Raw genomic sequence first — 13,305 nt, forward strand, 5'->3', positions numbered from 1 at the left:
TGACGCTGTTTTCCGTCGCGCTTGTCTGCGTGGCTAGGGCGCAATCCCCGTCCGAGTCGCGCAGCGCGACCCAACACGCAGACCACCGCGGTCCAAAAGGCTGCAACTGCTAAGCACGCTGTGAAACGCGCGCCCAGCGCACCTGTTGTCTTGGGGGGGCGCTTGCCCTAACCTCGGCGCCGCATCATTTCCCGCGGAGACCCCGATGACCAAGACCTACGGCTTTGACACGCTTCAGATCCACGCCGGCGCCCGGCCCGATCCCGCCACGGGCGCGCGTCAGGTTCCGATCTACCAGACCACGGCCTTCGTCTTTCGCGACGCGGATCACGCGGCGGCCCTCTTCAACCTGCAAGAGGTCGGCTACATCTATTCGCGCCTGACCAACCCCACGGTCGCGGCCCTGGGCGAGCGCATCGCCACGCTCGAAGGCGGCGTCGGCGCGGTCTGCTGCTCTTCGGGCCACGCGGCGCAGATCATGGCGCTCTTCCCGCTGATGGGGCCGGGGCGCAACATCATCGCCTCCACCCGGCTTTACGGCGGGACGGTCACCCAGTTCAGCCAGTCCATCAAGCGCTTCGGCTGGTCGGCGAAGTTCGTCGATTTCGACGACCTGGACGCGCTGGCCGCGGCCATCGACGATGACACCCGCGCGATCTTCTGCGAGTCGATCGCCAACCCGGGCGGCTATGTGACCGACATCCGCGCCGTCGCCGATGTGGCCGACAAGGCCGGGCTGCCGCTGATCGTCGACAACACCTCCGCCACGCCCTACCTTTGCCGCCCGATCGACCTCGGCGCGACGCTGGTCGTGCATTCGACCACCAAGTATCTGACCGGCAACGGCACCGTGACCGGCGGCGCGATCGTGGATTCGGGCAACTTCAACTGGTCGGCCTCGGACAAGTTCCCCTCGCTTTCCGCGCCCGAGCCCGCCTATCACGGGCTGAAGTTCCATGAGACCTTCGGGCCGCTGGCCTTCACCTTCCACTCGATCGCGGTCGGCCTGCGCGACCTGGGCATGACCATGAACCCGCAGGGCGCGCATTACACGCTTCTGGGGATCGAGACGCTGTCGCTCAGGATGCAGCGCCATGTCGAGAACGCCCGCAAGGTCGCCGAATGGTTGGAGAACGATCCGCGCGTGGACTATGTGACCTACGCCGGCCTGCCCTCCTCGCCCTATTACGAGCGGGCCCAGAGGGTCTACCCCAAGGGCGCGGGCGCGCTTTTCACCTTCGCGGTGAAGGGCGGCTACGAGGCCTGCGTGAAGCTCGTCGACTCGCTGGAGCTTTTCAGCCACGTCGCGAACCTGGGCGACACCCGCTCGCTCATCATCCACTCCGCCTCGACGACGCACCGCCAGCTGTCGCCCGAGCAGCAGAAGGCCGCCGGGGCCGCGCCCAATGTCGTGCGCCTTTCGATCGGGATCGAGGATGCCAACGACATCATCGCCGACCTCGATCAGGCGCTTGCGAAGGCAACGGCCTGATCGGGTAGCCGCACAACTAGAAGGGGGGGCGGGACGCCCCCTCTTGCCAGCCCGCTCTTACCAAATGCGTTGAGGGTCGCGATCGATTGGAAGGTGCGATCATCCCCAAGACGTATGAGCTTCTGCCGGTTCCATGGGCACGAAGATAAGATCGTGACCATGGAGTTGGAGAGTGGAAATGGCGCGACGGATGTTCAGCCGCGAGTTCGAGATCGAGGCGGCGAAGCTGGTGACGGAGCGGGGCGTTTGGGTGGCCCAGGCGCGCCGGGATCTGGACCTGACAGAGAGTGTGCTGCGGCGCCGGACCAAGGAATTGACGGCGGCGCCTGCTGCGGCCTTTCCCGGTAACGGGCAGATGGGATCGGACCTGGCCGAGATTGCAGCGCTGTAGAAAGAGGCCGTCCGGTTCCGGGCGGAGCGGGGCATCCTCAAGAAAGCGGCGACCTTGTTCGCGCGGGGAGGCGACATGACGTTCGCCTTCATCGCAAAGCACGGCGATATCTGGACCGTGAACGGGCTTTGTGAGGTCATGGAGGCCTCACGTTCCGGCTTTCATGCTTGGTTCCATCGTCCGGCCCGCGCTCGCGCGATCCTTGGTACAAAGCTCATCACCGTGATTGACAGGAGCTTCAAGGCAAGCGACCGCACCTATGGGATGCTGACCCTGAGCGTGGTGTAGCTTCTGGCGGAGGGGGGCACAGGCGGCGTTCGGTTGGGGCCTGGTTTCTGACACCAATCTGGACCACCGATGACCACCGACATAATGAACTCCCGCCACCGCGTCGGGAGGCCCCCTGAGGCGGACTTTTGGGCGAGATGATTGGCTTTGCCGCCGAGCGGCTGATGGAATTGGGGGTCGGCGCTGCAACGGGTGCGGTCTGTGGCGAGAAGGACCCGGCACGGCTCGCGCAGCGCAACGGCTATCGCGACCGGGATTAGGTTACGCGCGCCGGGACGGTCGAGCTGCGCATTCCGAAGCTCAGGAAGGGCAGCTACTTCCCGGGCTTTCTCGAACCCCGGCGGATGGCCGAGAAGGCGCTGACCGCGGTCATCCAGGAGGCTTATGTTCCGGGCATCTCGACGCGGCCCGTGGACGATCTCGTCAAGGCGATGGGGATGTCGGGGATCAGCAAGAGCCAGGTCAGCCGCCCGTGCGAAGAGATCGACGGCAAGGTGAAGGCCCTCCTCAACGGGCCTCTCGAAGGCGATTGGTCCTACCTCTGGATCGACGCGACTTACCTCAAGGTCCGGCGCGGCCTTCGGGGCGTAAAGCCGGTGATCTCGGGCGCGCACCGGGGGGCATCAAAGCCTCCGTCTCGAAGGTACTCAGCGCCATCTGGCAATGCTGCCGCGTCCATTTCCAGAACAATGCCCTCGCCCGTGCCGGGAAGAGCGGGCGGCGCGTCGTCACGGCGCTCATCGCCACTGCCTTCGCGCAGGACACGGCCGAGGCCGCCAGCACCCAGGGGCGGCCCGTCGCCGACCAGATCCGGCCCAAGGTGCCGAAGCTCGCCACGCTGATGGACGACGCCAAGCACGATGTCCTCGCCTGCATGTCCTTCCCGAAGGAGCACCGAGCGAAGTTGCACAGCACCAACCCAATCGAGCGCCTGAACGGCGAAATCAGGCGCCGCACCGATGTCGTCGGCCCTCGGGCATCCCCTCGGACCAGTGGCAGGAATGCCCTCGATCCCAAACGACGACGCCATCGTTCGCCTCATCGGAGCCCTGCTCCTGGAACAAAATGACGAATGGGCCGTCCAGCGCGCCCGCTACATGACGTTGGAAACCATCGCGCCCTTGGGCGATGATGCCGTCATCAGCCTGCCCGCCGTGGCATCCTGATCAACCATGCCCGCGCCGAACACAACAGTGACCGTCAGCGCCAGCTACACCATCCAAGGGACAGCATCATGCTGGACCGCCGCGAAGGAAGGCAGATAGTGGGGAGCCGAGAGTACCTAACCTGTCTTCCGTGGACCGTTTTCCGTCCGATCGGAGGTCTTCGATGCCCAAGGTGCACACCGGCACGGAACGGCTGTTCGAGTGGGCCGAGAGGGACTTCGACACCCTGCGCCGCCCCAACGACGCGGTCGTGACGATCGTGCAGGGGGGCTTGACGCTTGACCCTGTCCCCAAACCAGATCGAGGTCTTTTCCGCGGAGCAGGCGCTGGAGGCCTATTCATCCTCGGGCATGGCGCTGATGTACGGGCGCTGGACCCTCGGCAGGCATTTCGCCTTTCACGAGCGTCACTATAGCCGCGGGTTGCGCGGGTTGGCCTTTGCGATCGTCTTCAACCGGAATGCCGCCGCTGAAGTGGCCCACCAACCGGCGAAGATATACCCCTCGAAGTGCAAGACCAGGAGATGGCTGTCTGGCGCCGCGGCAAGACCGACGCGCTGCTCCACCATTCGGACCAGGGATCGCTATATGCCAGTGCGTAGGTCCAACGCCTGCTGCTCGACAATGGCATTACCCGCTTGATGAGCCGGGCCGGCAATGCCTGGGACAATGCGGCAACGGAGAGCTTCTTCTCGTCGCTGCAGAACGGGCCCACGGCCCGCAAGCTCTACCGCACCCGTGACGCGGCACGCGCCGACGTGTTCGACGACATTGAGCGCTTCTTGAGCTGCCCCGAGTTTCCTAGAGACCCGCCTTGGTCGGTTTCTGCTGCCTGATCTCGAAGTCAGCGGGCGACAGCATACCGTTGTTCGTGTGTTTACGCTTCGGGTTGTAGAACAGCTCGATGTAGTCGAACACGTCTGGCCGCGCGTCTTCGCGGGTCGGATATGTCCGACGCCTGATCCGCTCTCTCTTCAGCAACTGGAAGAAGCTTTCGGCGACCGCGTTGTCATGGCGGTTGCCGCGGCGGCGCATGCTGGGTTCGAGGCCGTGTTGGCGAAGGAACGTCTGCCATTCCCGGCTGGTGAACTGGGAACCCTGATCGGGATGTACCATGACCCTACCTGAGGGTTTGCGCCGCCACACGGCCATCAGCAGGGCTTGCAGGGCGAGGTCCGTCGTCATGCGGGATTGAGCGGACCAGCCAACGACACGGCGGGAGAACAGGTCGATGACGACGCAGAGATAGAGCCAGCCTTCGTGTGTCCTCAGGTAGGTGATATCGGTGACCCAAAGCTGATCGGGGCGAGATGCCTCGAAGCGCTGCTCCAGCCTGTTCTCGGCCACCACCGCGGGCTTGCCGCCATATCGGCCGGGCGGCGCCTGTAGCCCACCTGCGCAGCGATCCCGGCCAGCGACGCCAGCCGGGCCACACGGTTCTCCGAGATGCGTTCGCCCCGGTCGCGCAGATCGTCAGCCGGCTTGCGGTAGCCATAGATCTTGCCGCTGTCGCGCCAGGCTTGGCGGACCAGCGCGGTCTGACGCGCATCCTCCTGCGCGCGGTGGCTTGACGGTTCCTTGAGCCAGGCATGGAAGCCGGAGAAATGGACCCGCAGCACCCGGCACATGGCCCGGGCGCCGAACTCTTCGCGATGCGCCCGGATGAAGGCGTACTTCACTGGGACCCTCGCGCGAAGTCCGCGCTCGTCCATTGCCCTCGGACCAATGGCGGACATGGCTCGCCCTTTCTCAGGATGTCGCGCTCCTCGGTCACCCTGGCCAGCTCGCGCTTCAGCCGCCGGTTCCCGGCCTCATGATCCACGCCCGGCTTTGGAACGGGTTCCCCGAACAGCTTCCGCCACTTGCAGAGGGAATGTGTGCTCACGCCCAACCGCCGGGACACCTCCCGAACCGGAGACCCCCGCACCGTGATCTGAGGCACCGCGTCCCGCTGGACCGCGTCACTGTAATTGCTTGTCCCAATGCTCGCCTCCTCGGCTCAAAGCAAGGCGGCAAAGCGTCTACAAATCCAGGCGCACCTCAGTCTTCCCTCCGGTGTCTCCGGTAACCCGCCACTTTGCTCGGGGTAGCGAGCCGTCCAGCCCACCGACTGGCGCTCAAGATATGACGGCATGGGCGTGTCAGACGCTCGGCGGCTGAAGGCGCTTGAGGAGGAGGACCGTCGGTTGAAGCGCATGCTTGCCGATCTCCGCATGCAAGCCGATCTGCTCCAAGAGGCCCACGGAAAAAAGTGAGGCAGCCAGCTCAGCGCCGGGAGTTGGCAGAGAAAGCGGTGGCGACAAGAGGGGTCAGCATCGCGCTGGCCCGCCGGGCGTTCGGCGTCAGCGCGACCTGCGTCCGCTACAGCCCGAAGCGCGACGAGGAGAACGAGATGATCGCCGACCTGCTGGTCGGGCTGACCAGGGCGCACAAGACCTGGGGTTTTGGCCTGTGTTTTCTGCACCTTCGGAACGTGAAGCGTCGAGCCATTGGGAACCTTTGGCTCAAGCCCAATGGCGAGGGCCTGGAACCACAAGCGGGTCCACCGGATCTATTGCGAGCTGGAGCGGAATCTGCGGATCAAGCCGCGGCGCCAACTCGAACGCGAGAAGCCCGATGAATTGGCCATGCCGGAGGCGCCCAACCTGGTCTGGTCCATGGAATTCGCTTCGCGGACCTTCGGTCTATGGCCGAGCGCCCGGCCGACGGGCGACAGTTCCGGCTCTTGAACGTGCTGGGCGATTCCAACAACGAAGGCCTTGGCATCGAGATCGACTTCTCGCTGCCCGCCGAGCGGCTCGTTCGGTCGCTGAAGCCGTCGTCGGGGAGACGGTCCCCCGGACCGCTTCCTGCCCCTCCTCCACATCAAGTGGCGCGGCAAGCCGCTGGCCTTCAGGGTCGACAACGGCCCCGAATACATCAGTTCCACGCTGATGACTTGGGCCGAAAAGCAAGGCATCGCGCTGACCTACATCCAACCCGGCCAACCGCAGCAAAACGCCTATGTCGAGCGCCATAACCGGACGGTCCGGCACGAATGGCCGGACCTTTAAATCTTTGAAACCATGGAGGAGGTGCAGCAGATCGCCACCGAATGGCTATGGGCCTACAACAACGAACGCCCCGACATGGGCATCGGCGGCCCAACCCCGCCATGAAGCAGAAAATGGCCGCATAAGTTTCACGGTCGCGCCCCACTAAAACGGGGAGGATTACCCCGCTCGGGCGGCAAGCTGGATCAGCGCGACTTCGCCCATGACGCAAGCGCAGATCTCTACCGCTGCCCCGAGGGCCGCGCCTTGCGCCAGTGCAGCGCCGACGACGGACTCCCGGAATCTACGACAGGCGCAGGCTGTCGCGGTACAGGCCCAAGACGCCCGACGGCGTCACGCCCCACGATTTCATCCGAAGAGGCTGGGCTGCAAAGCCAGGCCGGCAGATGCCGGGACTGAACACCCGAAGATCAGGATTCGGCGTGATACTTGGCATCGACATCGTTGATCGCGGCAACGTTTGCAGCGGACCGGCCCTTTTCGTCGAAGGTTTCCTTCAGGAACGCATCGGCTATCGCCTTGGCGAGTTCCGGCCCGATAACTCGCGCGCCCATGGTGATGATCTGGGCGTTGTTCGACAGCGCGGCGCGCTCGGCGGAATAGGTATCGTGGCACAACGCCGCGCGAATGCCCGGCACCTTGTTTGCCGCGATCGAAACGCCGATGCCCGTGCCACAAACCAGAATCGCGCGGTCGTATTCCCCGGCGATCACCGCCGACGCGACGCGGTCCGAGAGGTTGGCGTAGAACGCGTCAGGCCCCGCATCCGTGCGCGACACTTCAGAAACCTCGAACCGACCCTTGAGGTGGTCGGCCAGAGCCGCCGCCAAGCCCTCGCCTGCGCTGTCCCCAGCGATTGCGATTTTCATAGCTAGTTCCTTTCCCTATCGGCGAATGTTGATGTCAAAGCGCGGCCGAGACGCGCGCCAGGATGTCGAGATAGCCCGAGACGTCCCAGGCCGAGCGACCGATGAACAACCCGTCGATATGCGGGCAGGCGATCAGCTCGGCGCAGTTGCCGGGGTTGACGGAGCCGCCGTAAAGACAGGGGATACGCCGACCCAGGATACCCTCGGCGACGGCGATAATCTCGGCCTGCCGGGCGTCGGCATAGTCGGCGCTGGCCGGGATTCCATGCTCCCCAATGGCCCAGACAGGCTCATAGGCCAGAAGGATCGGCGCCGATTTCTGCGCGCCATCCAACTTGCCAAGCGCCCCCTGCACCTCCCGTGCAAGCACCTCGTCGGCGCGACCGCCTTCGCGATCGGCCAGGGTTTCGCCAATGCAGATCAGCGGCGTCAGGCCGTGGCGCACAGCGGCCTCAACCTTCAGGCCAACCGTCTCATCGGTTTCGCCGAAATGTTCGCGCCGCTCGGAATGGCCCAGTTCGACCAGGTCAAGGCCGCAGTCCACTAGCATCGGCGCGGAAACCTCGCCCGTCCAGGCGCCCTTCTCGGCCCAGTGCATGTTCTGCGCCCCGACCTTGACGGAGGACTTCGCCAGCCGCGCCTTGACCTCCCTGACCGCAGTGAAGGGCGGGACGATGAAGCGTTGCACGCGCGGATCGCGGCCCCCATCGGCCGCAGCGAGACCATCGGCAAAGGCCATCGCCTCGGCCAGTGTCTTGTTCATCTTCCAACTCGTGCCGATCCAGACGTGCGGTTCGTCGATCATTCCTCATCCTTTGCGATCAGGATACGCACCCCTGACTCGACCAGCGGCGTCGCATGGTCGGGTGGAAGTGCCGCATCGGTAATGACGGTATCAAAGCGGCCCAGATCGGTCAGCCGGTAAAGGGCGGTGCGCCCGAACTTCTGCCGGTCGGCCAGGAGCACGGCCCGCGAGGCGCTCTCGATCATCATGCGTTTGGACCGCATGACCTCCTGGTCCATGTGATAGCAAACCCCGCCCGAGATCGCGGGAGAGGACAGAAAGGCCAGATCTGCGCGCAGATGCGCCAGAGCCTCTTCGGTGACGACGCCGAAAAAGCCGTTGAACTTTCGGCTGTAGGTGCCTCCAAGCGCCAGGAGCGTGATGCCCGGCGCCTCGGTCAGCGCCTCGATCGCGGCAAGGTTGTTGGTGATCACGGTTAGCGGCCGCTTTTCCGCCAGCCTCTCGGCCAGCAGGCCTGCGGTGGTACCGTCGTTGATCAGGACCGTCATCCCCGGCTCGGCCAGATCCACCGCGGCGCGGGCAATCCGCCTTTTCGCGTCGGTATCTCGGCGCGCGCGGTAGCGGTAGTCGCTTTCGAATTGCAGGCTGGTCTCGATCGAGGCCCCGCCGCGCACCTTGCGCAGCAGTCCCGCACTTTCGAGATCATCGAGATCCCGGTGAATCGTCATCTTCGACACGCCGAAACGCACCGCGAGATCGTCCAGCCCGACGGTCCCCTGCTCGATCAGCAGGTCGATGATTTCCTTGCGGCGGTCTTCCAGCTTCATGCTCGTCCCCTTGGGATGCGGCGAAACATAACGCCGGAAAATTACATATCAACATTATTATCGTTATTTTGTGATTTATTGTTGTGACATTTGTGATTCTGACTTAGGCCCCACTCAGAATGAGGAGGAAGCGATGCCCAACGAACTGCACCCGGGAACCGATAAGGCGCTGGCAAACTGCATTCGCGCGCTGGCCATCGACGCTGTCGAGGCGGCAAAATCCGGGCATCCCGGCGCACCCATGGGCATGGCGGATGCCGCGACCGTGCTATTCGCCCGCCACCTGAAATTCGACGCGCTGAACCCGGACTGGCCGGACCGCGACCGCTTCGTCCTGTCGAACGGCCACGCCTCGATGCTGCTCTATGCGCTCCTGCATCTGACCGGCTCACCCGACATGACGATGGAGGAACTGCGCAACTTCCGGCAATGGGGCGCGCGCACGGCAGGTCACCCGGAGTTCGGGCATGCACCGGGCATCGAGACCACGACCGGGCCGCTTGGCCAGGGCCTCGCGAACGCGGTCGGCATGGCGCTGGCGGAACGCATCCTGTCCGAAGAATTCGGCGGCGACCTTGTCGATCACCGCACCTGGGTCTTCGTGGGCGATGGCTGTCTTCAGGAGGGGATCGGGCAAGAGGCGATCAGCCTTGCCGGGCACCTGAAGCTCGGCAAGCTCAAGGTGGTCTACGACGACAACGCCATCACCATCGATGGCGCGACCTCTGTCTCGTTCTCCGAGGATGTGCCCGCTCGGTTCCGGGCCTGCGGCTGGCATTTCGTGCAGGCGGACGGACACGATCACGCCGCCATTGACGCGGCCCTGACCGAGGCCGCATCGGTGACGGATCGCCCGAGCCTTATCGCGTTGAAGACCGTCATCGGCTACGGCGCGCCGAAAAAGGCAGGCACGGCGGCGGCTCACGGATCGCCGCTTGGCGCCGAAGAGGCGCAGGCGGCGAAGCAGGCGCTTGGATGGGCCCACCCGCCCTTCGAAATCCCGGCGGTGCTTCTGGACCAATGGCGCGGGATCGGCAACCGCGGCGCTGCCGCCCGCGAGGCGTGGGGGCAGCGGCTGGCATCCGACCCGAAGGGCGCGGCGCTTGCGCAGCGCCTGGCCGGCGGGGAACCAGCGGGCCTGAAAGCCGCCTTCAAGACAGCGCGCGACGCGCTCTTCGCCACGCCGCAAGCCGTCGCGACCCGCCGCGCCAGCCAGATCGCGCTGGAAAGCCTGACAGCGGCACTGCCGGAGATGGTGGGCGGATCGGCGGACCTGACCGGATCGAATCTGACCCGCGTCAAGTCGGTGGAGCCGGCCTTCACCCCCGATGCGCCCGGGCGTTACATCGGCTTCGGCGTGCGGGAGTTCGGCATGGCCGCCGCGATGAACGGCATGGCCCTGCATGGCGGCATCATTCCCTACGGCGGAACCTTCCTGGTCTTTTCCGACTATTCCCGCAACGCCATCCGGCTTGCCGCGCTGATGGGGGTCGGCAGCATCCATGTGATGACCCATGACAGCATCGGCCTTGGTGAGGACGGGCCAACCCATCAGCCCATCGAGCATCTGGCCAGCCTGCGGGCGATCCCGAACCTGCTGGTGTTCCGGCCTGCCGACGCGGTCGAGACGCTGGAATGCTGGGAGATCGCGGTGAAGAACCGCAAGCGCCCCTCGGTTCTGGCGCTGTCACGTCAGGCAGTGCCGCAGCTTCGCGGCGGCCGACCGGGCCTGGACGCCCCGAACATGTCGTCGCACGGCGCCTACGTCATCCGGTCCTACGGTGCCGCGCGCGATGTGACGCTCTTGGCCACGGGCACCGAGGTGTCGATGGCGGTCGAAGCCGCCGAGGCGCTGGCGGCCGAGGGCCTCGGCGTCGCGGTCGTCTCGATGCCAAGTTGGGAGCTCTTTGAGGCGCAGCCCGCGGAATATCGCAGGCGGACTCTGGGCACCGCACCGCGCATTGCCGTGGAGGCGGCGGGCAAGTTCGGCTGGACCCGCTATGTCGCCAGCGAGGACGACGTGATCGGCATGAACGGCTTCGGCGCCTCCGCCCCGGCCGAAGTGCTTTACGAAAAGTTCGGCATCACCAAGGACGCCATTATCGCCCGGGCCCACGCGCTGACGGGCAAATAAGGAGACGGACATGAAATTCTTCGCAGACACCGCAGTCGTCGCCGAGATCGACGAGTTGAACAGCTACGGCCTTTTGGATGGCGTGACGACGAACCCCAGCCTGATCGCCAAGTCTGGGCGCGACTTCAAGGAGGTCGTGGCCGAGATCTGCGCGCTGGTCGACGGCCCCGTGTCGGCCGAGGTCGCGGCGCTGGACTTCGACGGCATGGTCGCGGAGGGCGAGCACCTGGCGAAGATCGCGCCGAATGTCGTGATCAAGCTGCCGCTAACACTCGACGGGTTGAAGGCCTGCCGACACTTCACCGCGAAGGGCATCAAGACCAACGTGACGCTGTGCTTTTCCGCCAACCAGGCGCTGCTGGCGGCCAAGGCCGGTGCGACCTATGTGTCGCCCTTCGTCGGGCGGCTGGACGACATCCATATTGACGGGATGGATCTGGTCCGAGAGATCCGCCAGATCTTCGACAATTACGGGTTCGAGACGCAGATTCTCGCGGCCTCGGTCCGCAGCGCCAACCATGTCAAGGAAGCAGCCCTTGCGGGCGCGGACGTGGCGACGGTCCCAGCGGCGGTGATCAAGGGGCTGGCCTCGCACGTCCTGACGGACAAGGGCCTGGCGCAGTTCGCGAAGGACTGGGCGGCCACGGGTCAAAGCATCCTTTGAGCCTTGTCGCGGCAGCGGGCCTCACGCCCCGTCCGGCCGCGACCAGCTCTCTGCCATCACCGCAATGATCATCGCGGCGGAAACCGCGCCGGGGTCCCTGTGGCCCCGGCTCCGTTCGCCCAGGCGTGCCGCGCGGCCGAGGGTGGCGATCATCTCCGCCGTCGCCTCGGCACCCGCATGGGCAACGGCGGAGATCGCAACCAGATCGTCGCCGCGCCGCGCCGCTTCGGCCGCTGGTGCCCAGGCATCGAGCATGGTTTTCTGCCCAGGCTCCGCCTTGCCGCGCGCCGCGATCCCCTCCGCCATGGCCGCGATCAGGGAAGGCGTCTCGGCCAGGGGCATCGCGGCGTGGGGGCCGGCCGCCTTCCCCGCCCGCAGGAAGGCCGTGGCATAAAGCGGGCCAGAAGAGGCACCGACGGCGTTCAGAAACGCCTTCGCGGCGGCGTTGAACACGTCCTGAAGGCTTGCGCCCTCCGGCAGGTCCGCCGCCGCCCCGGAAGCCGCCGCCATGCCCTGCGCCATGGCGATCCCGTGGTCCGCATCGCCAATTACGCCGTCGAGCCGACACAGCGTGTCTCGTTCCGCATCCATCTTCTCGGCCAGTGCCGCGAAACTCGCGACCAGTCGTTGGGGCGTCAGTTCGGCCATGCTTTCACCCCTGCCTGAACATCGCGCAATCGCAGGGGTGATCGATCATCCGCTGCAACTCATCATCCAGATGCATGATCGTGATCGATGCCCCCGCCATTTCCATCGAGGTGCAATAGGGTCCGACCAGCGTGCGGTGAACCTCAAGTTCCGCCGCCTTCAGCCGCGCGTTGACGCGGGCGTGAAGGATGTAAAGCTCCATCAACGGCGTCGATCCGAGCGAGTTGACCAGCACCGCAACCCGATCCCCCGGCGCGGCGGCCATTTCCGAGAGGATCGCATCCATGATCTCGTCGGTGACCGCATCGGCGGGGCGCAGGGCCTCGCGCCGAATTCCGGGCTCTCCGTGGATGCCCATGCCGATCTCCATCTCGCCCGCGGGCAGGTCGAAGTTCGGCCGCCTCGTCTGCGGCAGAGAACAGGCGGACAGGGCGACCCCCATCGTGTAGGTGCGCGCGTTCGCATGCCGCGCGATCCGCTCCACCTCGTCAAGGGGCAGACCTAGATCCGCCGCCGCGCCTGCCGCCTTGAAGATGAAGACATTGCCCGCCACGCCGCGCCGCTTGTCGCGCGCCTCGCGTGGGGCAGAGGCGATGTCGTCCGTCGTCAGCACGGTGCGCGTCTCGATCCCTTCCATCTCCAGCATTTCGGCGGCCATGTCGAAGTTCATGACGTCGCCGGCATAGTTGCCGTACATGAAAAGAACCCCTGCCCCGCCGTGGGCCGCCATCGCGGCGTCCATCACCGGTTGCGGCGGCGGCGAGGCGAAGACGTTCCCGATCGCGGCGGCATCGGCCAGACCCTTGCCGACGAAGCCAAGGAACGTCGGCTCATGGCCCGATCCGCCACCGATGACCAGCGCGACCTTGCCCTCGCGCGGGCCGTGCCGCGCGATCACCGCGCGCGGCGCGTGGTCGGGGCGCCAGAGGTGATCGGGATGCGCCGCCATCACCCCGGCCAGCATCTCGTCAACCGTGTCGTTGCCGTCGTTGATCAGTTTCTGGGTGAGGGTCATGGCGCGCTACTCCG

The 13,305-nt window shown here is 65.6% G+C and carries 10 protein-coding genes and 5 pseudogenes; 9 read left to right on the plus strand and 6 right to left on the minus strand.

Annotated elements, in window-relative coordinates; translation table 11 throughout:
• The first annotated feature begins 205 nt into the window (after positions 1 to 205).
• The 6 genes and pseudogenes from OE647_RS10045 to OE647_RS10065 all read left to right on the plus strand — a co-directional run.
• Positions 206 to 1,492, plus strand: a complete 1,287-nt coding sequence (locus OE647_RS10045) for an O-acetylhomoserine aminocarboxypropyltransferase/cysteine synthase family protein (protein WP_263721597.1) — start codon at positions 206 to 208, stop codon at positions 1,490 to 1,492.
• A 178-nt stretch (positions 1,493 to 1,670) separates the two neighbouring features.
• Positions 1,671 to 1,883 (plus strand): transposase, encoded by a 213-nt coding sequence (locus OE647_RS10050; RefSeq protein ID WP_263721598.1) that lies wholly within the window; start codon positions 1,671 to 1,673, stop codon positions 1,881 to 1,883.
• Positions 1,884 to 1,958: 75 nt separating this feature from the next.
• A complete protein-coding gene (locus tag OE647_RS10055; RefSeq protein ID WP_263721599.1) occupies positions 1,959 to 2,171 on the plus strand; it encodes a hypothetical protein in 213 nt (70 codons plus the stop codon).
• Between the two features lie 69 nt (positions 2,172 to 2,240).
• Positions 2,241 to 3,337 (plus strand): annotated as a pseudogene (locus tag OE647_RS10060) (transposase).
• Positions 3,338 to 3,615: 278 nt separating this feature from the next.
• A pseudogene (locus tag OE647_RS20190) lies at positions 3,616 to 3,789 on the plus strand (SpoVR family protein); the annotation flags it as partial.
• 71 nt (positions 3,790 to 3,860) lie between these two features.
• Positions 3,861 to 4,172 (plus strand): annotated as a pseudogene (locus OE647_RS10065) (hypothetical protein); the annotation flags it as partial.
• On the opposite strand, the pseudogene OE647_RS10070 reads toward OE647_RS10065, so the two are convergent.
• Positions 4,138 to 5,320 (minus strand): annotated as a pseudogene (locus OE647_RS10070) (IS3 family transposase). The pseudogenes OE647_RS10065 and OE647_RS10070 sit on opposite strands and share 35 nt — an antisense overlap.
• Before the next feature lie 127 nt (positions 5,321 to 5,447).
• Between OE647_RS10070 and OE647_RS10075 the strand changes: the two are divergent.
• A pseudogene (locus tag OE647_RS10075) lies at positions 5,448 to 6,514 on the plus strand (IS3 family transposase); the annotation flags it as partial.
• A gap of 285 nt (positions 6,515 to 6,799) precedes the next feature.
• Here OE647_RS10075 and derI read toward each other — a convergent pair.
• From derI to OE647_RS10090, 3 genes are read right to left on the minus strand one after another with little or no spacing between them, the layout of a single operon-like run.
• The gene (gene derI / locus OE647_RS10080; RefSeq protein WP_263721600.1) at positions 6,800 to 7,258 is read right to left on the minus strand and encodes a D-erythrulose-4-phosphate isomerase; all 459 of its coding nucleotides are present in this window, start codon (positions 7,256 to 7,258) and stop codon (positions 6,800 to 6,802) included.
• 34 nt (positions 7,259 to 7,292) lie between these two features.
• Complete coding sequence (locus OE647_RS10085) at positions 7,293 to 8,063, minus strand: triose-phosphate isomerase (protein ID WP_263721601.1); 771 nt, start codon at positions 8,061 to 8,063, stop codon at positions 7,293 to 7,295.
• The gene (locus OE647_RS10090; protein ID WP_263721602.1) at positions 8,060 to 8,830 is read right to left on the minus strand and encodes a DeoR/GlpR family DNA-binding transcription regulator; all 771 of its coding nucleotides are present in this window, start codon (positions 8,828 to 8,830) and stop codon (positions 8,060 to 8,062) included. Before OE647_RS10090 ends, OE647_RS10085 begins: the two co-directional genes overlap by 4 nt.
• Before the next feature lie 133 nt (positions 8,831 to 8,963).
• Between OE647_RS10090 and tkt the strand changes: the two genes are divergently transcribed.
• Positions 8,964 to 10,964, plus strand: a complete 2,001-nt coding sequence (gene tkt, locus OE647_RS10095; RefSeq protein ID WP_263721603.1) for a transketolase — start codon at positions 8,964 to 8,966, stop codon at positions 10,962 to 10,964.
• A 10-nt stretch (positions 10,965 to 10,974) separates the two neighbouring features.
• A complete protein-coding gene (gene fsa / locus OE647_RS10100) occupies positions 10,975 to 11,628 on the plus strand; it encodes a fructose-6-phosphate aldolase (protein WP_263721604.1) in 654 nt (217 codons plus the stop codon).
• A 21-nt stretch (positions 11,629 to 11,649) separates the two neighbouring features.
• Here fsa and dhaL read toward each other — a convergent pair whose 3' ends face one another.
• Together dhaL and OE647_RS10110 are read right to left on the minus strand one after the other, a co-directional pair.
• Positions 11,650 to 12,276 (minus strand): dihydroxyacetone kinase subunit DhaL, encoded by a 627-nt coding sequence (dhaL, locus tag OE647_RS10105; protein ID WP_263721605.1) that lies wholly within the window; start codon positions 12,274 to 12,276, stop codon positions 11,650 to 11,652.
• Between the two features lie 4 nt (positions 12,277 to 12,280).
• Positions 12,281 to 13,291: a dihydroxyacetone kinase subunit DhaK gene (locus tag OE647_RS10110; protein WP_263721606.1), complete on the minus strand. Its 1,011-nt coding sequence runs from the start codon at positions 13,289 to 13,291 to the stop codon at positions 12,281 to 12,283.
• Positions 13,292 to 13,305: the final 14 nt, after the last annotated feature.

The organism is Albidovulum sediminicola (assembly GCF_025751575.1).
Lineage (GTDB): Bacteria > Pseudomonadota > Alphaproteobacteria > Rhodobacterales > Rhodobacteraceae > Albidovulum > Albidovulum sediminicola.